The 21,768-nt window shown below is 66.3% G+C and carries 18 protein-coding genes; 8 read left to right on the top strand and 10 right to left on the bottom strand.

The window, feature by feature from the left end; genetic code table 11:
- The first annotated feature begins 270 nt into the window (after positions 1-270).
- The 3 genes from AB4Y42_RS13535 (at position 271) to AB4Y42_RS13525 (ending at position 4,969) form a co-directional block, all read left to right on the top strand.
- On the top strand, positions 271-2,187 hold the full coding sequence (locus AB4Y42_RS13535; protein WP_368694540.1) for a bifunctional sugar phosphate isomerase/epimerase/4-hydroxyphenylpyruvate dioxygenase family protein: 1,917 nt from the start codon (positions 271-273) through the stop codon (positions 2,185-2,187).
- A 121-nt stretch (positions 2,188-2,308) separates the two neighbouring features.
- On the top strand, positions 2,309-3,487 hold the full coding sequence (locus AB4Y42_RS13530; RefSeq protein ID WP_368690545.1) for a porin: 1,179 nt from the start codon (positions 2,309-2,311) through the stop codon (positions 3,485-3,487).
- Between the two features lie 135 nt (positions 3,488-3,622).
- Positions 3,623-4,969, top strand: a complete 1,347-nt coding sequence (locus tag AB4Y42_RS13525) for a PucR family transcriptional regulator (RefSeq protein WP_368694469.1) — start codon at positions 3,623-3,625, stop codon at positions 4,967-4,969.
- A gap of 26 nt (positions 4,970-4,995) precedes the next feature.
- On the opposite strand, the gene AB4Y42_RS13520 is transcribed toward AB4Y42_RS13525, so the two are convergent.
- Positions 4,996-6,606 carry an AMP-binding protein gene (locus AB4Y42_RS13520; protein ID WP_368694468.1) on the bottom strand — a complete coding sequence of 537 codons (1,611 nt, stop codon included), beginning with the start codon at positions 6,604-6,606 and terminating at the stop codon, positions 4,996-4,998.
- 317 nt (positions 6,607-6,923) lie between these two features.
- On the opposite strand from AB4Y42_RS13520, the gene AB4Y42_RS13515 reads away from it, so the two are divergent.
- Positions 6,924-8,507: an inorganic phosphate transporter gene (locus tag AB4Y42_RS13515; protein ID WP_368694467.1), complete on the top strand. Its 1,584-nt coding sequence runs from the start codon at positions 6,924-6,926 to the stop codon at positions 8,505-8,507.
- On the opposite strand, the gene aliA is transcribed toward AB4Y42_RS13515, so the two are convergent.
- The 4 genes from aliA to badH all read right to left on the bottom strand — a co-directional run bounded on the left by aliA (position 8,443) and on the right by badH (position 13,021).
- The gene (aliA, locus tag AB4Y42_RS13510) at positions 8,443-10,161 is read right to left on the bottom strand and encodes a cyclohexanecarboxylate-CoA ligase (protein ID WP_368694466.1); all 1,719 of its coding nucleotides are present in this window, start codon (positions 10,159-10,161) and stop codon (positions 8,443-8,445) included. The two genes, AB4Y42_RS13515 and aliA, sit on opposite strands and share 65 nt — an antisense overlap.
- Positions 10,162-10,207: 46 nt before the next feature.
- Complete coding sequence (gene aliB, locus AB4Y42_RS13505) at positions 10,208-11,359, bottom strand: cyclohexanecarboxyl-CoA dehydrogenase (protein ID WP_368690550.1); 1,152 nt, start codon at positions 11,357-11,359, stop codon at positions 10,208-10,210.
- A gap of 61 nt (positions 11,360-11,420) precedes the next feature.
- The gene (gene badI / locus AB4Y42_RS13500; protein ID WP_233888679.1) at positions 11,421-12,203 is read right to left on the bottom strand and encodes a 2-ketocyclohexanecarboxyl-CoA hydrolase; all 783 of its coding nucleotides are present in this window, start codon (positions 12,201-12,203) and stop codon (positions 11,421-11,423) included.
- A 50-nt stretch (positions 12,204-12,253) separates the two neighbouring features.
- Positions 12,254-13,021 carry a 2-hydroxycyclohexanecarboxyl-CoA dehydrogenase gene (gene badH / locus AB4Y42_RS13495; RefSeq protein WP_368694465.1) on the bottom strand — a complete coding sequence of 256 codons (768 nt, stop codon included), beginning with the start codon at positions 13,019-13,021 and terminating at the stop codon, positions 12,254-12,256.
- Positions 13,022-13,252: 231 nt separating this feature from the next.
- Here badH and AB4Y42_RS13490 point away from each other — a divergent pair, with 231 nt between their 5' ends.
- Complete coding sequence (locus tag AB4Y42_RS13490) at positions 13,253-13,678, top strand: MarR family transcriptional regulator (protein WP_368690552.1); 426 nt, start codon at positions 13,253-13,255, stop codon at positions 13,676-13,678.
- A 45-nt stretch (positions 13,679-13,723) separates the two neighbouring features.
- Positions 13,724-14,065: a DHCW motif cupin fold protein gene (locus AB4Y42_RS13485; protein WP_368694464.1), complete on the top strand. Its 342-nt coding sequence runs from the start codon at positions 13,724-13,726 to the stop codon at positions 14,063-14,065.
- 13 nt (positions 14,066-14,078) lie between these two features.
- Here the strand turns inward: AB4Y42_RS13485 and AB4Y42_RS13480 are convergent, their stop codons facing one another.
- The 4 genes from AB4Y42_RS13480 to AB4Y42_RS13465 form a co-directional block, all read right to left on the bottom strand.
- On the bottom strand, positions 14,079-15,209 hold the full coding sequence (locus AB4Y42_RS13480; RefSeq protein ID WP_368694463.1) for a DnaJ domain-containing protein: 1,131 nt from the start codon (positions 15,207-15,209) through the stop codon (positions 14,079-14,081).
- A gap of 129 nt (positions 15,210-15,338) precedes the next feature.
- Positions 15,339-15,977, bottom strand: a complete 639-nt coding sequence (locus tag AB4Y42_RS13475) for a hypothetical protein (RefSeq protein WP_368694462.1) — start codon at positions 15,975-15,977, stop codon at positions 15,339-15,341.
- Positions 15,923-17,137, bottom strand: a complete 1,215-nt coding sequence (locus tag AB4Y42_RS13470) for a hypothetical protein (RefSeq protein ID WP_368694461.1) — start codon at positions 17,135-17,137, stop codon at positions 15,923-15,925. Before AB4Y42_RS13470 ends, AB4Y42_RS13475 begins: the two co-directional genes overlap by 55 nt.
- A gap of 13 nt (positions 17,138-17,150) precedes the next feature.
- Complete coding sequence (locus AB4Y42_RS13465; protein ID WP_368694460.1) at positions 17,151-18,374, bottom strand: AAA family ATPase; 1,224 nt, start codon at positions 18,372-18,374, stop codon at positions 17,151-17,153.
- Between the two features lie 236 nt (positions 18,375-18,610).
- On the opposite strand from AB4Y42_RS13465, the gene AB4Y42_RS13460 reads away from it, so the two are divergent.
- Together AB4Y42_RS13460 and AB4Y42_RS13455 are read left to right on the top strand one after the other, a co-directional pair.
- Positions 18,611-20,374 (top strand): ATP-binding cassette domain-containing protein, encoded by a 1,764-nt coding sequence (locus AB4Y42_RS13460; RefSeq protein WP_368694459.1) that lies wholly within the window; start codon positions 18,611-18,613, stop codon positions 20,372-20,374.
- A gap of 47 nt (positions 20,375-20,421) precedes the next feature.
- Complete coding sequence (locus tag AB4Y42_RS13455) at positions 20,422-21,234, top strand: helix-turn-helix transcriptional regulator (RefSeq protein WP_368694458.1); 813 nt, start codon at positions 20,422-20,424, stop codon at positions 21,232-21,234.
- Between the two features lie 25 nt (positions 21,235-21,259).
- On the opposite strand, the gene AB4Y42_RS13450 is transcribed toward AB4Y42_RS13455, so the two are convergent.
- Positions 21,260-21,481, bottom strand: coding sequence for a hypothetical protein (locus AB4Y42_RS13450; protein WP_368690558.1), 222 nt, complete (start codon positions 21,479-21,481; stop codon positions 21,260-21,262).
- Positions 21,482-21,768: the final 287 nt, after the last annotated feature.

Genomic DNA, 21,768 nt, shown 5'->3' with positions numbered 1-21,768 from the left:
CGCATGCTCGAGAACCGTTGCATGTTTCACCGCATGGTCGCCAGTGTGCCGCGAAGCGGTGCACCGGTCACCTGGGGTTTGCCAGAATTTGTACTAACTAGTTAGTTTGGCGTATCCTTCGGACACTCCAGCGGCAAGTGTGTCTGCGGTGCGCCAGTTAGTTAAACGCCCGCCCCACGCCGCCGCACCGGACCCTTGTTCAACACCGAAGTCGCAGTCAGCACGCTCGCCATGCCCAAGTCCAAGCCGCTCCACACCCCCTCTCGCGCGCTGCGCCGCTCGATCGCCACGGTGTCGATCAGCGGCACGCTCGCCGAAAAGCTTGCCGCGATCCGCGCCGCGGGCTTCGACGCCGTCGAGATCTTCGAGAACGATCTGCTCTATTTCGAAGGCTCGCCCGCCGACGTGCGCCGCATGGCCGGCGATCTCGGCCTCGATATCGTGCTGTACCAGCCGTTCCGCGATTTCGAGGGCGTGGCGCCCGAGCGCCTCGCGCGCAACATCGAACGCGTGAAGCGCAAGTTCGACGTGATGCATCAACTGGGCACGGACCGTTTGCTGGTGTGCAGCAATGTCTCGGCCGACACGATCTGCGACGACGGCCTCGCCGCCGAACAGCTTGGCGCGCTCGCGCAAGCCGCCGGGGAAGCGGGCGTGACGATCTGTTATGAGGCGCTTGCATGGGGGCGCCACGTGCGCACCTATGGCCACGCGTGGCGACTCGTCAACACCGTCGATCACGCGAACCTGACGCTCGCGCTGGACAGCTTCCACACGCTCTCGCTCGACGACGCGCCCGACGGCATCGCTGCGATTCCGGGCGCGCGCATCGGCTTCGTGCAGATCGCCGATGCACCGAGAATGCAGATGGACGTGCTCGAATGGAGCCGGCACTATCGTTGCTTCCCGGGCCAGGGCGACTTCGCGCTCGCGGATTTCACGGCCGAGGTGGTGAAAAGCGGCTACACGGGCCCGCTCTCGCTCGAAATCTTCAACGACGGTTTTCGCGGCGCGCCGCCCGCCGCCACGGCCGCCGACGGCCATCGCTCGCTCTTGCTGCTCGAATCGCTCACGCGCGAAACCCTGCAGGCGGAGCATGTCGAAGCAAGCGCGCTCTACCATCCGAGCGCCGCGCCCGCGAACGCGCAGTGGCAATTCCTCGAGTTCGCCGTCGACGACACCGCGCGCGCGCATGTGGCGAACTGGCTCGAAAAACTGCATTTCCGCCGCGCAGGCCAGCATCGCTCGAAGGACGTGACGCTCTATCAGCACGGCTCGGCCGCGATCGTGCTCAACGCCGAGCCCGACTCGTTCGCCAATGCGTTTTTCCAGCGCCATGGGCTCTCGCTTTGCGCCTCGGCGTTTCGCGTGGACGATGCGCGCCTCGCGCTCGAACGCGCTGCGGGATTCGGCTACCAGCCGTTCTCGGGCCGCGTGGGTCCGAACGAGCGCGTGGTGCCCGCCGTCCAGGGCCCCGACGGCAGTCTTAACTATTTCGTTAACGAGCAGCCGGGCGAGCCCACCCTCTTCGAAGCCGATTTCGCACTCACGGATATCGACGGCCCGGTCGAGGTGGGACCGATTGCGGGCATCGATCACGTGAGCCTTTCGCTGCCTGCTGGCTCGTTCGATTCGTGGGTGCTGTTCCTGAAGTCAGCGTTCGGGCTCGAAGCGACGCCCGCCGTGCTGCTGCCCGATCCGTACGGACTCGTGCGCAGCCGCGCGCTCATGAGCCGCGACCGCGGGCTGCGCGTCGTGCTCAACGCCTCGGTGGACCAGCACACGGCCGCGGCAGAAACCGTGCGTGCCTACCACGGCACGGGTCTGAACCACGTGGCGTTCAACACCGGCGACATCTTCCGCGCCGTAACCGAATTCGAGGCGGCCGGCGTGCCGCTCCTGCGCGTGCCCGCGAACTACTACGACGATCTCGACGCGCGCCACGCGCTCGACGCCGAGTTTCTCGACGCGCTGCGCAGCCACAACCTGCTCTACGACCGCGACGAGCGCGGCGGCGAGTTCCTGCACGCCTACACGGAGACGCTCGACCAGCGCTTCTTCCTGGAGATCGTGGAGCGGCGCGGCGGCTATGACGGCTACGGCGCGCCCAACGCCGCCGTGCGCCTCGCAGCGCAGGCGCGCCAGCGCGCACTCGCCGCACAGGGCGCGAGCCAACCGCAGGATTGATTCAAACGCAGTCACCGTAGTCACTTCGCGCAGCAGTCCGCACGCCGCATCGATCTGAAAATCAGGCGGCGTAGCAAAGAAAACAATAAGCAGTCCAAATCTCACCCGGAGACACACAACGATGAAGAAAGCAGGCTTTGGTTTTGGCACGTTCCTCGCGACTAGCGCAGCCCTCGTGGCCAGCCCCGCGTTCGCGCAAAGCAGCGTCACGCTTTACGGCGCCGTCGACGACGCCATCACCTACGTCAACAACCAGAACGGTCACTCGAACGTCTATCTGCGCCAGGGCAACCTGTATGCGTCGAAGTTCGGCCTGCAGGGCAAGGAAGATCTCGGCGGCGGCACGTTCGCGATCTTCGACCTGCAGAACGGCTTCGACCTCAACACCGGCGCGCTGTCGTCGAGCGGACTGATCTTCAATCGCCAGGCCTACGTGGGCCTGCAGAACCAGAACCTCGGCACGTTCACTGCGGGCCGTCAGTACACGCCGTATTACCTGTTCGTCGGGCCGCTCACGGGAAGCTCGTGGCTCACCGGCGCAACCGGCGCACACCCCGGCGATATCGACGGTCTCGACACGACCGTGCGCATCAACAATTCGGCCACTTACACCTCGCCGATCTTTTACGGCCTGCAGGCCAGCGCCATGTACGCGCTCGGCGGCATTGCGGGCAGCACCGGCAAGGGCCAGACGTGGAGCGCCGCGCTGCGCTACTCCGCCGGCCCGGTGAGCCTCGCCGCGGCCATCCTGCGCATGGACAACGCGCAGTTGACGAGCGGCTTCGACAGTTCCTCGACGGGCAGCTTCGGCAAGTCGTCGCTGAACACGGGCTATGTCTCGGCGAGCGCGGTCCAGCACATCGCGGCGGGCGGCAACTACACGCTCGGCAACCTGGTCCTCGGCGCGTCGTATTCGAACGTTCAGTACATTGCGGGCGGCAAGTCGATCTTCCACGACACGGCCATCTTCAACACCTGGGCGGCGCTCGCCGTGTATCGCTTCACGCCGGCCTTCGACGTGGGCGGCGGCTTCGCCTACACGCTGGCTTCGAAGGCCAACGGCATCACGAGTGCGGCGCGCTACCAGCAGTACTCGCTCAAGGAGTCGTACCACCTCTCGAAGCGCACCACGCTGTATGCGCTGCAGGCCTACCAGCACGCGGGCGGCCAGACGCTCGGCGCGAACGGCGCGGGCAACATCGTCAACGCGAGCCCGGCAGTTGGCGACTCGCAGAACTCCACGCCTTCGTCCACGCGCTCGCAGTTCGTCGGCATGGCTGGTATCGCGCTGTTGTTCTGAACGTTGTGCCGATGCACCGCCGGGGGCCGCCTGCACGGCCCCGGTTTCGTTCGCCGCCCCTCGACGCAGCGGCACGGCGCTGAGTACACTCGCGGGTATCGCCTAAACGAATCCGCGCGAATCCGCGAACTCACCGTGCCGCCCCCCGTTCCCGCCATCAGCCCACGCCTGCGCAGCAGGCTTCGCACGCTCGCCAAGACCCAGCCCAAGGCTGTTCAGCGCACCTACGACACGCTGCTCTCGCTCGAAGGCTATAGCGCGCTCTCGGCGGCGGCGCGCAAGGACATCTTCTCGTCGATCGCGTTTTCCGCGAACCAGTGGTTCCAGTGCCTGCTCGACGGCACGCCGCCCACAGCCGAAGTCATGGATCAGACTGCGGCGTTCGCGCGCCGACGTGTCCACCAGAACGTGCCGCTGCGTTCGCTGCTGCGCGCCTTTCGCCTGGGCGCGCGTGAGTTGTGGCGCACCTGCACGGAGCTCGCCGAGGCCGACCCGGCGCTCGCGCATGAACTGCTATTCGATATTTCGCCTTATCTGCTCGATTACTTCGACGCGATGGCCGAGCACATCGCCGAGGCCTATCTCGACGAGCAGCACCAGCAGGCGCGCTGGCGCGGCTCGCTGCTGCAGCAGCTCTACGACCTCGTGTTTCATGCCCCCGACGACGCCGCGCGCTTTCGCGAGACCGTCGAGGCGCTCGGCCTCGACGCCACGCTGCCGCGCATTGCGCTCGCTGTCGATCTCGATTTGCGCGACCACGCGCCTTCGGTGCGCGAGGATGCGCTCGACCGTTTCGCGCTCAGCGCCGCGCGGCACTTCGAGCTGAAGCCCGACGCGCTGGTGCGTGCGTGGCATCGCGAGCGGCTGGTGTTCTGGCTGCCGTGCGTGCGCGGCGATTCGATGACGCGCAACGATCAGCGCGTGGCCGAGCATGCGGCCGCGCTCGCGCGCGCCGAGCCGCGCGTGCGCAGCATCGGCATCGGGCTCATGAACGAAGGGGCGCGCGGCTGGGCGGCCTCGGTGGAAGAAGCGCTCAAGGCGGTGGACTTTGCGCCGCGTGGCAGCCGCGCGGACGACAGCGAAGAAAATGGCAACTTCCTGCGCGTGCACCGCTTTTCGTCGATCGCCATCGAGGAGAGCGTGCGCAGCAGCGCCAACGTGCTGCGCTATCTCGTTTCGCTCGCCGAGCAACTGGCGACCGAGGCGGACCTGCTCGCCACGCTCGAAGCATGGTTCGCGAGCGGGCAGCGCCGGCGCCAGACGGCCGAAACGTTAGGTGTGCATCCGAATACGCTCGACTACCGGCTCGAGCGCATCGAAACCCTGCTGGGCGCGAAGCTCACTGATGCGCACTGGATCGCGCGGCTGGATATCGCGCTCAAGCTGCGCGGGGCGACGCAGGGTGCCGAGCGCGACGGCAAGAAGAAGGAAAAGAAGGGGCGCCTCGGGGTGAAGAAGGCGAAGAGCGCGGCGCCGCGCTGAACGACGCAGCGCGCTCCTGCCGCGTGTCACCCCGCGTCGCGCAATTCCCGCCGCAGGATCTTGCCCACCGTCGATTTCGGCAGCGCCTCGACGAAGCTCACCACGCGCGGCACCTTGTACGCCGCGAGTTGCGCCCGGCAATGCGCGATCACGGCTTCCTCGCTCAGCGCCGCCTCACGCGCGGGCACCACGAACACACGCACGGCCTCGCCGCTGCGCTCGTCGGCCACGCCCACGCACGCGCACTCGGCCACGCCGGGCAACGCGGTCACGACCGCCTCGATTTCATTCGGATACACATTGAAACCCGAAACGAGGATCATGTCCTTCGAGCGATCGACGATGCGCAGGAAGCCGCGCGCGTCGAACATACCCACGTCGCCGGTGCGAAAGTAGCCATCGTCCGTGAAGGCGGCGCGCGTGGCCTCGGGCTGGTTCCAGTAGCCCTGCATCACCTGCGGGCCCTTCGCGCAGATCTCGCCCGGCTCGCCAGGCGCGGCCTCGACGCCGTCGTTCATCAGCTTGACGTCGGTGGAGGGCACCGGCAGTCCCGTCGTGCCGGTGAAGTGATCGACGCTCCCCGGGTTGAACGACAGCACCGGACTCGTTTCCGAAAGCCCGTAGCCTTCGCGGATGAAACCGCCCGTAATGGCCTGCCAGCGCTCGGACACCGTGGGAATGATCGCCGCGCCGCCACCGCCCGCGAGCCGCAGCCGCGAAAAATCGACCTCGCCGATGCGCGGATGCGCAACGAGCCCCGCATAGAGCGTATTCACGCCCATGAAGCTCGTGGGCCGCGCAGCCTTGAACACGTCGATCATGCTGCCCAGATCGCGCGCGTTCGCAACGAGCCAGTTCTCGGCGCCAATCGAGAAGTAGGTGATGAGATTTACTGTCAGCGCGAAGATGTGATAGAGCGGCAGCGCGGTGACGACGACTTCCTCGCCCGCGTTCATGAAGCCCGGCATGAAGGTCTTGAACTGCTCGACGTTGGCGACGAGGTTGCGATGCGTGAGCAGCGCGCCCTTGGAGAGCCCGGTCGTGCCGCCCGTGTATTGCAGGAAGAGCGGATCGTCGCCGCACAATGCGGGAGCGTCGAACGGCAAGCCGGCGCCCTGCGCGAGCGCCGCCGCGAACGAGCCGGGCTGCGCATCGCGCTCGCCGCCCGCGCTTGCGCAATCGCTCGCGGCAACGCTGAGCACGGTGTTGACGGCCGTATTCGCCTTGATCGCATCGAACGTCGGCAGCGCCCCATCGAACACCACGAGCGTTTGCGCGCCGGAATCCGCCAGCTGGTGCTGAAGCTCGCGCGGCGTATAGAGCGGATTCACGTTCACCTGCACCGCCCCTGCCCGCACGATGCCGATCAGCGCGATGGGAAACGCAAGCAGGTTCGGCAACATCACGGCGACGCGGTCGCCCTTCTTCACGCCCGCGTGCTGCAGATACGCCGCGAAATCGCGCGACAGACGATCGACATCGGCGTAGCTAAGCGAAGTATCGCCCGCGCGCAATGCCGGCCGGTGCGCATGTTCGCGCATCGCCTCGATGAACATATGCGCGAGCGACGGATGCCGGTCGGGATCGATGGTAGCGGGAATCTCGCCATAGCTGGCGAGCCAGGGGGCTTTCGACACGTTCGTCTCCATGAAATCAGTGCGCGACTTGTATGCGAGGTGCCGCGTTTCACGCCCATGCTACGGGCTCGCCCGCGCCGGGAGAACTGGGAAAGCAGATAAGGTGATTGTGAAAAGTCACAAAAGCGCGTCCGCGCGCGGATCGGTGCGGCGTCACGTCCGTGTCTGATTTCTGTCAATTGTGCGACACTGCGTCGTCTCGTCCGCATCGCGCTTTCAGCGTGCCGACGCGGCACCGCGCCACGCACGTTTGCGAACCCGCATACGCTGCGCCGAGGCGCTTCCCCAAGCGGATTGATCAGAGCCACCACGCTTTCATGCCGGACATACCCTTGTCCCCCTACCGCGCGCCGAGCGCACGCCGCCGCGGTATTGGCATCGCCCTATTTCTCGCCATCATCGCGGCCGGGGCGATTTACGTAATCGATCATCTCGTCGTTGATTTGCGCGCCGTAAGCGAAAGCTCGGCGCTGCCCTTCATCCTGCTCGGGCTTGCGCTCCTCATCGCGCTCGGCTTCGAGTTCGTGAACGGCTTTCACGACACCGCCAACGCCGTCGCTACTGTCATCTACACGAACTCACTCGATCCGCATCTCGCCGTGGCGTGGTCGGGCGCGTGGAATTTCATCGGCGTGCTCGTCTCCAGCGGCGCGGTCGCGTTCGGCATCCTGCAGCTGCTGCCGGTGGAACTCATCCTCCAGGTGGGCAGCGGCGCCGGCTTCGCCATGGTGTTCGCCCTCCTGCTCGCCGCGATCGTCTGGAACCTCGGCACCTGGTATTTGGGCTTGCCGTCATCCAGTTCGCATACGCTCGTGGGCTCGATCATCGGCGTGGGGATCATGAACCAGTTCATCAGCGGGCCTTCGGGCACGAGCGGCGTGGACTGGGACCAGGCGGCGGGCGTGGGCAAGGCGCTGCTGTTCTCGCCCGTGGTCGGCTTCGTCATGGCCGGGTTGCTGCTCCTCGTGCTCAAGCTGCTCGTGCGCGTGCCCGCGCTCTATGCCGAGCCCAAAGCCAACCAGGCGCCGCCGCTCTGGATCCGCATCCTGCTCATCCTCACCTGCACCGGCGTTTCGTTCGCCCACGGCTCGAACGACGGCCAGAAGGGCATGGGCCTCATCATGCTGATCCTGATCGGCGTCGTGCCGACCGCCTATGCGCTCAACAAGGCCGTCACGCCCGAGCAAACCACGGCGTTCGTGGTCGTGGCGCGCGAGGCGTCCGCAACGCTCGGCCGATACGCGCACGGCGCGCCGCCCGACAACGCGCGCGCCGAGGTCGAGGCATTCGTGCGCACACGCCAGCTCACGCCCGCCACGCTGCCCGCGCTGCGCCGGCTCACCGACACGATCGCCGACCAGGTCGCCTTGTCCGGCTCGATGGCGACGGTGCCCGACGCGATCGTCGACAACGTGCGCAACGACATGTATGTGGCGAGCGAAGCGATCCGCCTGATGCAGAAGGCGAAGGCACCGGAGATGTCTCCCGCTGACGTTAAAGTGCTCGACACCTTCCGCAAGCAGATGGACCACTCGACCAAGTTCATTCCGACCTGGGTGAAGGTGGCCGTGGCGCTCGCGCTCGGTCTCGGCACGATGGTGGGCTGGAAGCGCATCGTCGTGACGGTGGGCGAAAAGATCGGCAAGCAGCATCTCACCTACGGTCAGGGCGCCTCGGCCGAAGCGGTCGCCATGATCACGATCGGCATGGCCGATGTCTACGGCCTGCCGGTGTCGACCACGCACGTGCTCGCTTCGGGCGTGGCCGGCACGATGGCCGCGAACGGCTCGGGCCTGCAGTGGGCGACCGTGCGCAACCTCGTGCTCGCGTGGGTGCTCACGTTGCCTGCTTCGATTGCGCTTGCTGCCGGTCTTTACTGGATGTTCCGGCGGCTTCTCTGACATCGGCTTCACGCAGCATGTCGCGCAAACGGAACTTCTGCACCTTGCCTGCGGGCGTGGTCGGCATGGCGTCGAGCAGCCAGAGCCGTTCGGGCAGGTACTGCACGGCAACCTTGTGCGACTTGAGAAAGCCGACGAGCGAAGGCAGATCGACCGCCTCGCCGGGCCTCGCCACCACCACGGCGCAGGCGCGCTCGCCCAGCCGCTCGTCCGCGTACGCGACGATCGCCACCTGTGCCACGGCGGGATGCCGGTAGAGCAGCGATTCGATCTCCACCACGGGAATATTCTCGCCACCGCGGATGATCACGTCCTTGCTGCGGCCGCTGATGCGGATGTAGCCGCGCGCGTCGACGATCGCGAGGTCGCCCGTGTCGAACCAGCCTTGCGCATCGGTCGCGTTGAGATGCGCGCGCTTGAGGTAGCCGCCGAAACCCGAGCAGGAGCGCACGAAGAGCCGGCCCGCTACGTTCGGCGGCAGCGCGTGATCGTTCTCGTCGACCACCTTCACTTGCACGCCCGGCAGCGGCGCGCCATCGGTCGTGGAGGCGCGTTCGTCATCGTCGTCCAGATGCGTGAGCGTCACCGCGCCCAGCTCCGTCATGCCCCACGCGGAGACGATCTTCGCCCCCAGCGCCAGGCGTGCGCGATCGACCAGTGCGCCGGGAATGGGCGCGCCCGCGCACAAGAACGTGCGCAGCGTCGGCACGCGCGTGCCCGTCTCGACGGCCGCGTTGGCGAGATCACCGAGGAACGCCGTGGACGCCATCGTGAACGTCGCGCGTTCCTGTGCGATTAGTGCCAGCGCCGCCTCGGGCTGCCATACGTCCTGCAGGACGGCGCTCGCCCGCAATGCAATGGGCATCATGAGGCCATACATGAAGCCGGTTTGATGCGCCATCGGCGAGGCCATCAGCACGACGTCGTCGCGGCCCAGACGCATGGCCTGCGCATACGGGAAGATGTTCGAAAACAGCGTGTTGGACGTGTGCATCACGCCCTTGGGCTCGCCCGTGGTGCCGGAGGTGTAGAGCAGCTGCGTCACGTCGTCGGGGCCTGGGCGATTGCGCGTGAGGATGGCTTCGGCGTCACTCGCCTCTTCCCAGCGCGGGCCGCTCAGGAGCGCTTCGAAACTGTTGCGCGCCGGCTCGCCTGCGTCGGTTGCGCCCACGACCACCACGTGCTGCAAGGCGGGGAGTTCAGGCCGCAGCGCGCGCAACATGGCCTCGTAGTCGAAGCCTCGATAGCGCTGCGGCACGATCATCACCTTGCTGCCGCCATGGTTGAGCATGAACGACAACTCGCGCTCGCGAAAGATCGGCATGAGGGGATTGAGCACCGCACCGATGCGCGAGCACGCGAGATAGAGCAACGTGAACTGCCAGCCGTTCGGCAGTTGCATCGAGACCACGTCGCCCTTTGCGACGCCGAGCCTGGCCAGGCCCACGGCGATGCGGTCCGCCATGCGCGCCATCTGCGCGTAGGTGAAGCGCGTGGTCCCGCCTTCCTCGATGCGTACCGCCGTGAGCGCGATCTTCGCCGGACATTCGGCCACGCAGGCGTCCAGCTCGTCGTTGATGGCGCGCCCGGGCCACCAGCGCCTTGCGTCCTCGCGCGCGCGGCGCGGCCCGATCAGTACCGCGTCGAACTCCATGTGCAGCCTCCCGTGGCGTTGCAGGAAACGTCGCTGGCGGCGCGCATCATGCCGGCACCGCGTCGCGGCCCGCGTTCGAGCGCGCGATGATGGTCTTCATGATCTGGGCCGTGCCGTCGCCGATCTGGAAGCCGAGCACGTCGCGCAGGCGCTGTTCGAGCGGGCCGCGGTCGTAGCCGCCGTGCCCGAACGAAAGCAGGCATTGGTGCACCACGTCGTAGGCGAGCTTCGGCCCCCACCACTTGCACATGGCCGCTTCGGCCGTATGCGGCAGTCCACGGTCCTTGAGCCACAGCGTTTGCAGGCACAGCAGGCGCGCCGCCTCCACCTGGGTGGCGTATTCGGCGAGCGGATGCGACACGCCCTGAAACGCAGAGAGCGGCTTGCCGAAGGCTTCGCGCTGGGCGACGTACTCCCACGTTTCTTCGAGGCTCACGCTCGCCACGGCGAGCACCTGCAGGCCGATCAACGCGCGCGAAAAGTCGAAGCCCTGCATCACCTGAACGAAGCCCTTGCCCTCGTCGCCCAGCAGGTGGTCCACCGGCACGCGCACGTTCTCGAAGAAGATCGAACCGCGCCCGATCGCGCGCTGCCCGTGGCAGTCGAAGCGATTGCGCGTCACGCCCGGCAGGTCCATCGGCACGAGGATGGCCGAGACGCCGCGCGCGCCATCTGCCACGCTGCCGGTGCGCGCGAACACCACGGCGGCGTCGGCCTGATCGGCGGCCGAAATCGAGGTTTTCTCGCCGTTGAGGACGTAGTGGTCGCCCACGCGCTCCATTTTCAGCCGCAGGTTCGCGGCATCCGAACCGCCGCGCGGTTCTGTGAGCGCGATGGCGAGCAGCGCGCGGCCCTGCGTGAGGCGTTCGAGCCACGGGCGCGCAATCTCGGGCGCCGCGTGCTTGGCGAGGATCTGCCCGTTGAGCGAGGCAAGCAGGTTGATGTACGAGAGGCTCAGGTCCGCACGCGCAATCTCCTCGTGGATCACCCCCGCGGCCAGGCAGCCCAGGCCCTGGCCGCCGTACTGCTCCGGCAATTCCGGCGCGATGAAGCCCATCTCGCCCATTTCGCGCATGAGGCCGCGATCGAGCACGCGTGTGGTGTCTCGCTCGATGAAGCCTGGCGCGGCGCGCCCTTGTGCAAAGCGCCGCGCGTGCTCGCCGAGCGCGGCGAGGTCTTCGTCGATATACGGATTCATGGTGTCTCCTTGAAGCGACCTGCTCTATTCATTCGTCATCCTGATCGTCAGGGAGACGCCTTCATTTGGCGTACTTGCGGAACTCGGGTTTGCGCTTCTCCTGGAACGCGCGCACGCCCTCGCGCGATTCTTCCGTGTCGTAGTAGAGCTTGAGCGCATACATGCCCATGCCGGCAATGCCCGCCTGATGCGCGGTGTCCATATTGAACGAGCGCTTGGCGATCGCAATGGCCGTGGGGCTCTTTTCCATGATCTCGTCACACCACTTCTGCACTTCCGCGTCGAGTTGATCGTGCGGCACCACGGCGTTCACGAGGCCCATGGCCAGCGCTTCGGCAGCCGGATAGCGGCGGCACAGATACCAGATTTCACGCGCCTTCTTTTCGCCGACCACGCGCGCGAGAAACGCCGTGCCGTAGCCCGGATCGACCGAGCCGACCTTCGGGCCCGCCTGCGCGAACACGGCCTTTTCCGATGCGATGGTGAAATCGCAGATCGTGCACAGCACGTTGCCGCCGCCCACCGCATAGCCTTGCACGCGCGCGATCACGGGTTTAGGCACGTCGCGGATCGCGGTGTGCAGCTCTTCCATCGGCAGGCCGATCGTGCCGCGTCCGTCGTACTGTCCCGCGTGCGCGGATTGGTCGCCGCCCGTGCAGAACGCCTTGTCGCCCGCGCCCGCAAGCACGATCGCGCCGATCTCGCGGTCGTAGCCCGCCTTGTTGATCGCGTGAATCAGCTCATCGCAGGTGCGGCCGCGAAACGCGTTCATCTTGTCGGGCCGGTTGATGGTGATCCATGCCGCGCCGTTGCGCACTTCGTAGAGAATGTCTTCGTAGTTCATGATCGATGCCTTTGATGTTGCGTAGTCGATAGAGCGCGTGTTCGTCGCCGTTAGCCCGCCATGGTCAGGCCGCCCGATACGCTCAGCACCTGGCCCGTGATGTAGTTCGCGTCGTCGCTCGCGAAGAACACGATCGCGCCGGGCAGATCGTCGGGCTGCCCGATGCGGCCGAGCGGAATGGAACGCTGGAACGCTTCCAGCAGCTTTTCGGGGTTGCCCGCGCCTTCCTTGTATTCGGCGAAGAGCGCAGTGTCGGTCGGGCCCGGACACACCACGTTCACGGTGATGCCGTGGCGCGCATGTTCACGCGCAATGGTTTTCGAAAACGCCACGAGGCCGCCCTTGCACGCCGCGTAGACCGCTTCGCCCGACGAGCCCACACGCGCGGCGTCCGAGGCGATGTTGATGATGCGACCGCGCTTGCGCTCGACCATGCCGGGCAGCACCGCGTGATGCATGTGCAGCGCGCCCGTGAGATTGATGGCGATGAGCTTGTCCCACTGCGCCGGTTCGGTCTTCGTGAACGGGCGGAAAACGTCCCAGCCCGCATTGTTCACGAGCACATCCACGGGGCCGAGCTGCGCTTGCGCCTGCTCGAGCGCCGTTTCCACCTCGGCGCGATTCGTGATGTCGCAACGCAGCGCCAACGCCTGGCCGCCCTTTTCGTGAATCTCCTCGGCCACCTTCAGCGCCGCGTCGAGCGACAGATCCAGCACCGCCACGCGCGCGCCCTCGGCCGCGAAGCGCCGGCAGGTCGCCCCGCCGATGCCGCCGCCACCGCCCGTCACCACGACTGTCTTGCCTTCGAGTTTTCGCACCGCGATCCTCCATTCGGTTGAGCAGTACCATAGACGCCTTCGATGCTGTCCCCATCTTTGGGTCTCGCTTCGAATTACGTCAATATGTTGACGTATACTAGGTAACACTCAGATCGAAGACAAGCGTGGAAGCACCAGGAGAAACCCTTGCCAAAAACACCAAAAATTCAGGATTCAAGCCGCTTCGATCTTGCCAACCGGCTGTTCTTCCGGCTCTACCAATGCGCAAACATGTTGCATAAAACGGGCACGCGCGCCGTGGAGGCCGAGGGTTTGACCACGCAGCAATGGGCCGTGCTCGGCGCGCTCTCGCGCCCGGAAGCCCAGCCGGGCATGAGCGTGGGCGACCTCGCGCGCTATCTGATGGTGAGCCGCCAGAATCTCTCGGGTCTGATCAGCCGGATGGAACGCGATGGCCACGTGAGCACCCAGGCGGACGCGCGCGATCGCCGCTCGCGCCTCGTCTGCATGACCGGGCCGGGCCGCAAGCTATGGGTGGCGCAGGCCACGCCGAAAATCGAGGCGTACTACGAAGCCGTGCTGGACAATTTTTCGTCGGACGACATGACGCACGCGCTGCACTATCTGCTGAAGCTGCTCGATAACATGAAGCGAGTGGACGAACAGGAACGCGTGGCGGACGACGACGATGCGTGAGCGCGCTCCGCTACACTCTGACGTCACGCACAAGGAGAAAACCGCATGAGAATGGATGCATTTCGCTTCGGCACCACCGACTGGTCCAGCGTCGAGCCCACGCAACACAAAGGGGAAACGGGCATGGCCACCTGGCGCACGCGTTTTTTCGGCGACGAGGCCGACCCGATCCGCGTGCGCATGGTCGAGTATTCGCCGGGCTACCTCGCGGATCACTGGTGCAAGAAGGGGCACATTCTGTTCTGCCTCGAAGGCGAACTCGAAACCACGCTCGACGATGGGCGCAAGTTCGTCCTCACGCCCGGCATGAGCTATCAGGTGGGCGACAACGCCGAGGCACACCAGTCGTACACGCGCACGGGCGCGAGGCTCTTCGTCGTCGATTGAAAGCGATGTCGCTTCAGCGCGGCGCGCCGAGATCGGCGTCGAGCCGCTTGCGCAGGTCGCGCACCACGCGCGCGGCGGGAACCAGCCACCATGTGGGCGCCGCCACGGAGAAGTCGTATGCGAGCGCCGTCTGCGCGGCGCCGGTCGTGTGCGCCCGGCAGCGGAACGCCACCATGTGGCGCCGCGTGGCGGTTTGCGAACCAGGCGAGAAGCGCATGACCGCACGCAGCGCGAATTGCGTATCGTCGGGTGCGGCCTCGTACGATTCGATGCTCCACTCCGCTCCGTAGTGCGCCTCGTGACGCAGCGCCGCGCTCACGCGCAGGCGCGTTTCATCGGCGGGCAACGCCACGGCGTGCTCGCGCCCCGCACGCCCGGCGCGATACAGCGTGCGCTGCGACCAGCCCCAGCCGAACGTGAGCACCACGCCGCCCGCCACGAGCGCCCACTGCAGAATGTGCGTGAGCCAGCGGCCCACCTCGAAGCGCGCAATGGGCGCGAGCAGCAAGCCCGCGATCCAGTGCGCGGCAACGAAGATCACGATGCACGCGAACACGCTTGCGGAAAGCGTCAGCAGCCAGCCCCGCGACGGGTCGTCGAATTTCGCAAACAGGAAATCGCGCACGCCGCCTGAACGCGCGTGCACGGCATCGGTTTCGGGCGCGGTTGCGCCCTCGGGCTCGCCTCGCTGCGCGGCATCCGCTTCGCCGCGCAGCCCCGTGAGTTCGCCATGCAGCGAGTCGCGTTCGGTCCGCATGCGCTGGAGCTCGTCGAGGGTACGCGTGCGCTCGGCGCGCAGCCCGTCCAGCTCGGCGCGCACGCGTTCACGCTGCGCCAGCAGCGCCTGCATCTGCGCGTGCAGTTCGTCGGCCTGCGCGACGCTCAGCGCGGAGCGGCTCACCGGCGGCGCATGATGCACGGACCAGTACGCCTCGAGCAGCTCGCGCGCCTCCTTGACGCGCTTGAACTGGTCGTCGGCCCAGCGCATCGAGGCGGCCGTGGGGTGCCGCCATTTGTCGGGATGCAGGATCTGCGCGAGATGGCGATAGTGATGCTTGATGTCGGCCTCGCTCGCCCCCGGCTCCAGATCGAGCCGGTAGTAGAGGCGGTCGTAATCCACGGGTCGGTAATCGCGGCCTGGCATGACCTGTATCTATTCGTCAGTGGATGGATTGGCAGGCGGCGCAACGCCTGCCCGCTCAAGTTAGCGCAATGCGCCCGGTCCGGCAAGGAAAGCGCCGCTGCCCCTGCCGCTACCGTTGCCCGCCCGGTTTCAGTGCGACCGGCCCGCGAGCAGGCGGCTCAACGTCGCAAACGCGGTGACCGGCAGCTCGTGGAGCTTGCGCACGACCACGGCATGCGGATAAAACGCCTCGACGGCGTCGTCCAGGATGCCGATGCCGACCAGCTCGATGCCCTGCTCCCTGACCGCCTGCACGCGCGCGAGCAGGTCGCTGCGCAACACCGCCGGGTCGCCGTCGCTCGTCGAAGGATAGCCGTCCGAGAGGACGAACAGCAGCCGCCGGCGCGCCCTGCGCTGCGCGAGCCGCGCCGCCGCCCAGGCGAGCGCTTCGCCGTCGGGGTTCTCGTGGCCGCACTCGATGGCCGCGAGCCCGCTCAGGTCGCGCGAGTCGAAGCGCTTGAACACGCGCAGATCCAGCCGCTCGACGAAGCGGTTATAGGCCCGCAGATCGGCGCCGGCGGCGCGCTCGCGCTCGTAGCGCGCGCGCATTTCCGGTTCTTCGATCGAACTGTAGCCGAGCACTTCCGAATCGAAGGCGAGCTGCGTGAGCGCGTCGGCGAGCGCCGCCGCGCACAGGCGCGCCAGCTCGATCTTGCGGCCCGCCATCGAGCCACTCAGGTCGAGCAGCAGCGTGACGACCGTGTCGCGCCCGCTCGCATGACGCGCCACGCGAAACGGCGTGCGGTAGCCGCGCGAAGCGGCGAGACGCGCGAAGCGGCGAGACGCGCGAGCGCCGCGCGGTCGATCTCGCCGCGCTCCTGCTCGCGCTTCCAGTGCGTGAGTTCGTCGGCCTTGAGCACGCGCTCGAGCTGGGCCTTGAGCGCACCGGTCTCCGCGCGTGCCAGGGCGCGCAGCTTGCGCCAGGCGGTGGCGTCGCCGCGGCCCGTGAGATCGGAAACGGTGTCGTAGGCCGTGGTCAGCGGGATCGACAGACGTGGCCGCCCGGGCTCCGGGCTGCGATTCGTGGCGGCGCGCGGCGCATCCGGTTCGGAAAGCGCTGCGTCGGCGGCGGAATCGGACTCGGCGCTCGCGCGTGCCGCAGCGCCGTCGTCGCCTTCGCCTTCGCCGGCGTCATCGGGCTGCGCGGCGGCGCCCGGTGGTTCGATGTCGTCGTCTTCGCCGAATGCGTCCATTGCCTGCGCGAGTCGCGCCGATTCGTCGTCGAGCCCTTCGGACAGGGCCGCCGTCTGCATCATGTTGTTCGCGCCACGTGACGCGAGCGAGCGCACCCCCGCCACGATCGCCACGGCGGCACTCACGCTGGCGCGTGTCGACTGGCTCGCGCGGGCCGCGCCGAGTGGAGCGTCGATCGCACGCAGCGCGGCGGCCAGCGCCGCGGCATCGCGCTCGAGCACGCCCGGCGCTTCGTCCCACAGCGTGCGTTCGATCGCCCAGGCAAGGCACTCGCGCCACGCCAGTTTCGACCAGCGTCGTGCGACTGCCTCACTGCGCTGCATACGCCAGCTTTGTGCGTAGCGTTGCGCGCCAGGGAATGCCCGCGCGAGTTGCGCAAGCACGCGACGGTCTTCGATCGCCTGCGCAACGCGCCCCGTCACGCCGGCTTGCGGCGTGTCGAGACGCGCCGCTTCGCTGTAGCGATGGCGCGCCGCCAGCAAATCGAGCGCGCCGAGCAGCGGGGCTTCATTCGCACCATCATTCGCGAGGCGCGCGGGCAGTACGAAGCGTTCGCCTTCAATGCGCGGCTCGCCCGCGCCGAACGTCACGCTCACGCGCGAGTCGCCGGTCAGCACCCGCGCGAGGCGGCCGAGCGCGCCCGCGGGATCGGCGCTCGCCGTCAATCGTTCTGTTTGGTCCTGCAAGCTGGCCACAGGGCCTCCACGCTCACGCGTCGAAGATCACGTGATGCCGGATGACGCTGCGGATGAGCGCCGCATCGTCCGCGCTCACCTTCGCGTAGATCGCCGGCCCCGCCGCGCGCTCGACATCGCCCGTGCGCAGCATGAGTTCGGCCCAGTCGATCAGGCGACGCGTGGAGAACGCGCTCGCGAGATCCTCGCGGGCGAACGCGGCCCGGCAGTCGGCGGCGATGGCGGCGAGTGTGCGCGCGAGCGGCCGCGTGAGCACGGGCAGCGTGCGCAGCAATACTTCGGTTTCCTCTTCAAGTGAGAGATAGTCGATCAGGTAGACGCGCCAGCGGTCGAGAAACGCCTCGTTGAGCAGGTTCGCGCCCTGGTACAGATGGCGGTACGCGCTCATCGCGCCCGCGGCGTTCGCGGTGGCGAAGAGGCGGAACGACGGATGCGGCTCGACGATTTCGTTGCCGCGCTCCTTGAGCAGAAGGCGGCCGTTCGGTTCCAGCACGGCGGTGAGCACAGCCAGAATGGACGGCTCGGCAAAGTCGAGTTCGTCGATGATGAGCCAGTAGCCCTCGCGCATCGCCACGGGCAGCACGCCATCTACCCAGATCGTCTCACCGCCCATCACGGTCCAGAAGCCCACGAAGTCGCCGATGGTGGTCTGGCCGTTCATGTTCGCGCGCAGCACGCCATAGTCCGCGCGCGCCGCCACCTGCTCGATGAAGCTCGTCTTGCCCGAGCCCGTATGGCCGATCAGCATGACGCGGCGATTTTCTACGATGTCCTGAACGATATCGTCGCCGCGTTCTGTGAAAAGGTAGGCTGCGTTCACGCGTGGCACCAGCGCGTTTGGTTCGCTGCGCGGTAGATCTACGGTGCCGATGCGTACGGTGGGCGTGTGGGTTTGCGGCCTGGCTCGAGCGGCTTTGTCCTCGCGCGCCGTTTCGACGGCGCGCTGCAAGGCTGCGGAAAATGTGCTGCCCGCCTGTGTGGCTCGCGCTTCGTCGGCGCGCTGCGCTTCGGAGACGAAGCCCTCGCGGCGCCACTTGAGCAGCTTCGCTTCGAGATTGTCGAGATCGATTTCGGTGTCGATGTCGACTTCACCGTCCTCGCCCTGGCCATGCTCGATGCGGTACATGTGCGCGCGTTCTGAAGGCGAGACGCGCCACCATTCGCTCGCCCGGCCGGCGCCGCGGGAGTAGAGGCCGAGCGGGGCTTCGTCTTGCAGTGCGGGATCGGTTGCGTTCATGGGAGCGAAAGCGGGCAGCGTGGCGCGGTAGGTCGCCCTATCTTACCCGCGCGTGCCGCAGGTGCGCAAAGAATGCGTCGGACAACGCGCGGCCTGACGACAATCTTCGCTTCTTCAGAAAGCGGACTACGCGATCAACAATCGAGGTGCGTCAATGACCGATCGTGAATCTGTTTCAAAGCGCATGCCCCAACATCAAAATAAGAGAGATCGAATTTTCAGGATCCGACTCATTCTTGAACTACAACATTGAATCTGCAGAGGCCCGCATGTCGTTTCCATTGGAGTTGGTACGCGAATACATCGCTGCGTACCGGATTGCCGTTAGCCACGACAAGGCACTTCCCGCTCGCTTTGCTGCGGCTACGCTGATCATGATCGCCGTCGTCGCTCTCGAAAGTGCAGTGCCGTGGCTATTGCGAGAAAGCACCAATGCGCTCTCGGTCGAGCGCGCCCCTGGTTTCGGGGGAGCAGCCGTCACGCTCGCGGGCGTCTACGGCCTGTGCTGGACCGCAGCACGCGTCTCAGAGTGGATCAAAACAATATTCTCATCCGCCACGCTTGCCCGATCCGACGCCGCGTTTCAGAAAGCCTATTATGCGCATCTCATTCGCGTCAAATACGCCCGGCTCGCGACGATCGATCCTGGCGCGATGGTATCGGTCATCGCCAGGAGCCGCACCGCTTTCAGTGCAATCACATTTACGCTCTTCTGGGTAATCGTGCCGGCGCTCTTCCAGCTCGTTGTCACGGCATCGATTCTCTGGCGTGTGACCAATCTCGCATTTGCTGCTGCGTTCGTCGGCGCAATCGGCGCGCTGTTCGCGGCGACGTGGAGGCTCGCTGCGAAAACGAAAGGCGCGCACGCCCGGATTTTCGATGCCTCGAATCTTCTCTCCAGCCATCTGGTGGAACGGCTTGGCTTTATGCTGGATATCAAATTGAACAAGGCCTATGAGCGCGAAGAAGCCGGACTCGACCGCATCCTTGCCCGTTATGTCGCGCAAATTTCGCACGGCAATGCGCGGCTTGCGCTGCTGCTTGCAGCGCAAGCGTTTTTCACCGGACTCGTGCTGACGATCTTCACGATCGTCGCGGCGACATCGGTCACGCGCGGCGTTTTCCGCATCGGCGATTTTGTGATGATTACCGGTTATGTCGTGGCGCTGACCGCGCCATTCACGGGCCTCGCTGCTTCACTTTCCGATCTGCGCAGAAGTCAGCTTGCCTTGCACGAAGGCCTCGGCATCCTTGCACTGCCGCCCGAGCCGGGTGGCGTCGAGGTCGCAACTGCACTTGACGCGAACCCCGTTTATGCCTTGTCGGGTGTCGATATTTCATTCGGACCACGAGCAATTTTTCGCGGAGCCAACCTTATCGCGAATCGAGGCGAGGTAACCGTCCTGATCGGACCATCTGGAAACGGAAAGTCGACACTCGTCAATCTGATGCTCGGCCTCGTGCGCCCCGAACGCGGGCGGGTCGAGTTGAATGGCGTTGACGTTTCTACACTCTCTCCAGCTTCTATATCGCGGACTGTCGCTGTCGTTCCGCAAAATCCGCTGATCATCAGCGGAACGCTCCGTGAAAATCTTGCTTTCGGCTGTGCTGACCCGCCTTGCGACGAACAGTTGCTGGCGCTGGTCTGCGCGCTGGAACTGCAAGGACTCGCCGGCGAGTCGGGCGGCAACGTGCTCGATGTCATCGTCGGCGTACAGGGTCGAGCGCTTTCCGGCGGCGAAAGGCAACGTATCGCGCTGGGTCGCGCACTTGCGCGCCACACTTCAGTCATCGTCCTCGATGAGCCAACCTCTTCACAGGATCCGTCCCGCGAGGCGCGTGTGCTGGAACAGGTACGCCATCGCGTTCCCACGATCATCGCAATTACGCATCGTGAGGCGTTGCTGGAAATGGCAGATCGCGTCTATCAGGTCGATGAAGGGCGCGTCGTCGAATCGGGTGCCAGAAGACAAGCGGCCACGACCAGGCAGAGCGGATAATGTCGCGGAACGCTCCCCCCCCCCCCGCGATTCCCCCGGAGCCCCCCATGCCCCAAGCCGCGCCGCCCGAACTCGACAACGAGCCCGGGCGCGGCCGTTCGCTCGCACGTCACTACCCGCGCGGCCTCCAGATCGAGCCGCACACGCATACGTGGGCGCAGGTGCTCTACGCCGTCTCCGGCGTGATGTGGGTCGAGGTGGAGCGCGAAGCGCTCGTCGTGCCGCCGCAGCGCGCCGTGTGGCTGCCTCCCGGCACGCAGCACGCCATTCACATGCTGAGCGCCGTCGAGATGCGTAATCTCTATCTGCACGAGCGCGACAGCCGGCACCTGAGCGAGCGGTGCGAAGTGTTCGAGGTCAACGGCCTGCTGCGCGAACTCATCACGGGCCTCGCGGAACACGCGCGCGAAGACGACGCCTGGCTCGACGCAGCCTATCGCCTCGCGTCGCTCGAACTCGCCCACGCGCCGCGCTCCACGCTGCGCATCCCGCTGCCCGATGCGTCCGACCGCCGCCTCGCCACGCTGTGCCGCGCGGTGATCGACAACCCGTCGGCCGATATCGGCCTCGAACAGCACGCGGCATCGGTGGGCGCGAGCGTGCGCACGCTCTCGCGACTCTTCACGCGCGAGCTTGGCATGGGGTTTGCGGAGTGGCGCCGCCAGGTGCAGCTCGCACTCGCGGTGTCGCGCCTCGCGGAGGGCGAGCCCGTGAGCGCGGTGGCGCGCATGCTGGGCTATCTGCCCAGCAGCTTCAGCGACATGTTCCGACGCGAACTGGGCGTGCCGCCCAGCGAGTTCCGGCCCGCCGGCACCCTTGGCGGCCCAGCGGGTTTCGCCCAGGAAAGCGCGGCGCAGTAATGCGCGCGTAGACGCGTGGCGCGGCTCAATGCGGCGGCAGATCGCCCACTAGCGGAAACATGTCGGGCGTATAGCCCATATTGAAGTAACCGGCCCGTGCATAAGTGGCGATTCGCTCGAGCTGCTCGGTTTCGCGCGACGCGTCGCGCAGTTCGGGCTCATCGGCTTGTGGCGTGGGCGGCGGCCGGTTCGCCCGGCCGCGCCGCGTGAACCACGCCGGCACGGACAGCATCGACAGCTTCGACATTGCGGACTCCTTGCGAGGCGTTGACCTCTTCCAATCTAGACAGTCGGAGGCGCGCACGCAAACAAGCATTTCTGCGATGCATTGCACACCGCGGCCGATGCTCTCCGCTCACCCAACCCGCCCGCTGTAAACGCCCGAAAACCTTACAAATAACTAACGTTTCGAAATTGGCGCACGAGTTGGTTAGACTGCGAGTCTCGGCCTTCGCTGCACGGCGGGGCACGGCTTCGACGGCATAACAATCATGAGAATGCGTATGCAGCAACTCGACAGTCACCGGCAGCATT

Origin of the sequence: Paraburkholderia sp. EG286B (assembly GCF_040965655.1) — a bacterium.
In the GTDB taxonomy this organism is placed as follows: Bacteria; Pseudomonadota; Gammaproteobacteria; order Burkholderiales; family Burkholderiaceae; genus Paraburkholderia.
Note: the sequence above shows the minus strand (reverse complement) of the source record. Positions and strands in the feature narration are given on the sequence as shown.

What these genes read in the sequence shown, in the direction of transcription:
- AB4Y42_RS13530 (WP_368690545.1), top strand. Translation starts at nt 2,309, where the DNA reads ATGAAGAAAGCAGGCTTTGGTTTTGGCACGTTCCTCGCGACTAGCGCA.
- AB4Y42_RS13515 (WP_368694467.1), top strand. Translation starts at nt 6,924, where the DNA reads ATGCCGGACATACCCTTGTCCCCCTACCGCGCGCCGAGCGCACGCCGC.
- aliA (WP_368694466.1), bottom strand. Translation starts at nt 10,161, where the DNA reads ATGGAGTTCGACGCGGTACTGATCGGGCCGCGCCGCGCGCGCGAGGAC.
- aliB (WP_368690550.1), bottom strand. Translation starts at nt 11,359, where the DNA reads ATGAATCCGTATATCGACGAAGACCTCGCCGCGCTCGGCGAGCACGCG.
- badI (WP_233888679.1), bottom strand. Translation starts at nt 12,203, where the DNA reads ATGAACTACGAAGACATTCTCTACGAAGTGCGCAACGGCGCGGCATGG.
- AB4Y42_RS13490 (WP_368690552.1), top strand. Translation starts at nt 13,253, where the DNA reads ATGTTGCATAAAACGGGCACGCGCGCCGTGGAGGCCGAGGGTTTGACC.
- AB4Y42_RS13485 (WP_368694464.1), top strand. Translation starts at nt 13,724, where the DNA reads ATGAGAATGGATGCATTTCGCTTCGGCACCACCGACTGGTCCAGCGTC.
- AB4Y42_RS13480 (WP_368694463.1), bottom strand. Translation starts at nt 15,209, where the DNA reads ATGCCAGGCCGCGATTACCGACCCGTGGATTACGACCGCCTCTACTAC.
- AB4Y42_RS13465 (WP_368694460.1), bottom strand. Translation starts at nt 18,374, where the DNA reads ATGAACGCAACCGATCCCGCACTGCAAGACGAAGCCCCGCTCGGCCTC.
- AB4Y42_RS13455 (WP_368694458.1), top strand. Translation starts at nt 20,422, where the DNA reads ATGCCCCAAGCCGCGCCGCCCGAACTCGACAACGAGCCCGGGCGCGGC.
- AB4Y42_RS13450 (WP_368690558.1), bottom strand. Translation starts at nt 21,481, where the DNA reads ATGTCGAAGCTGTCGATGCTGTCCGTGCCGGCGTGGTTCACGCGGCGC.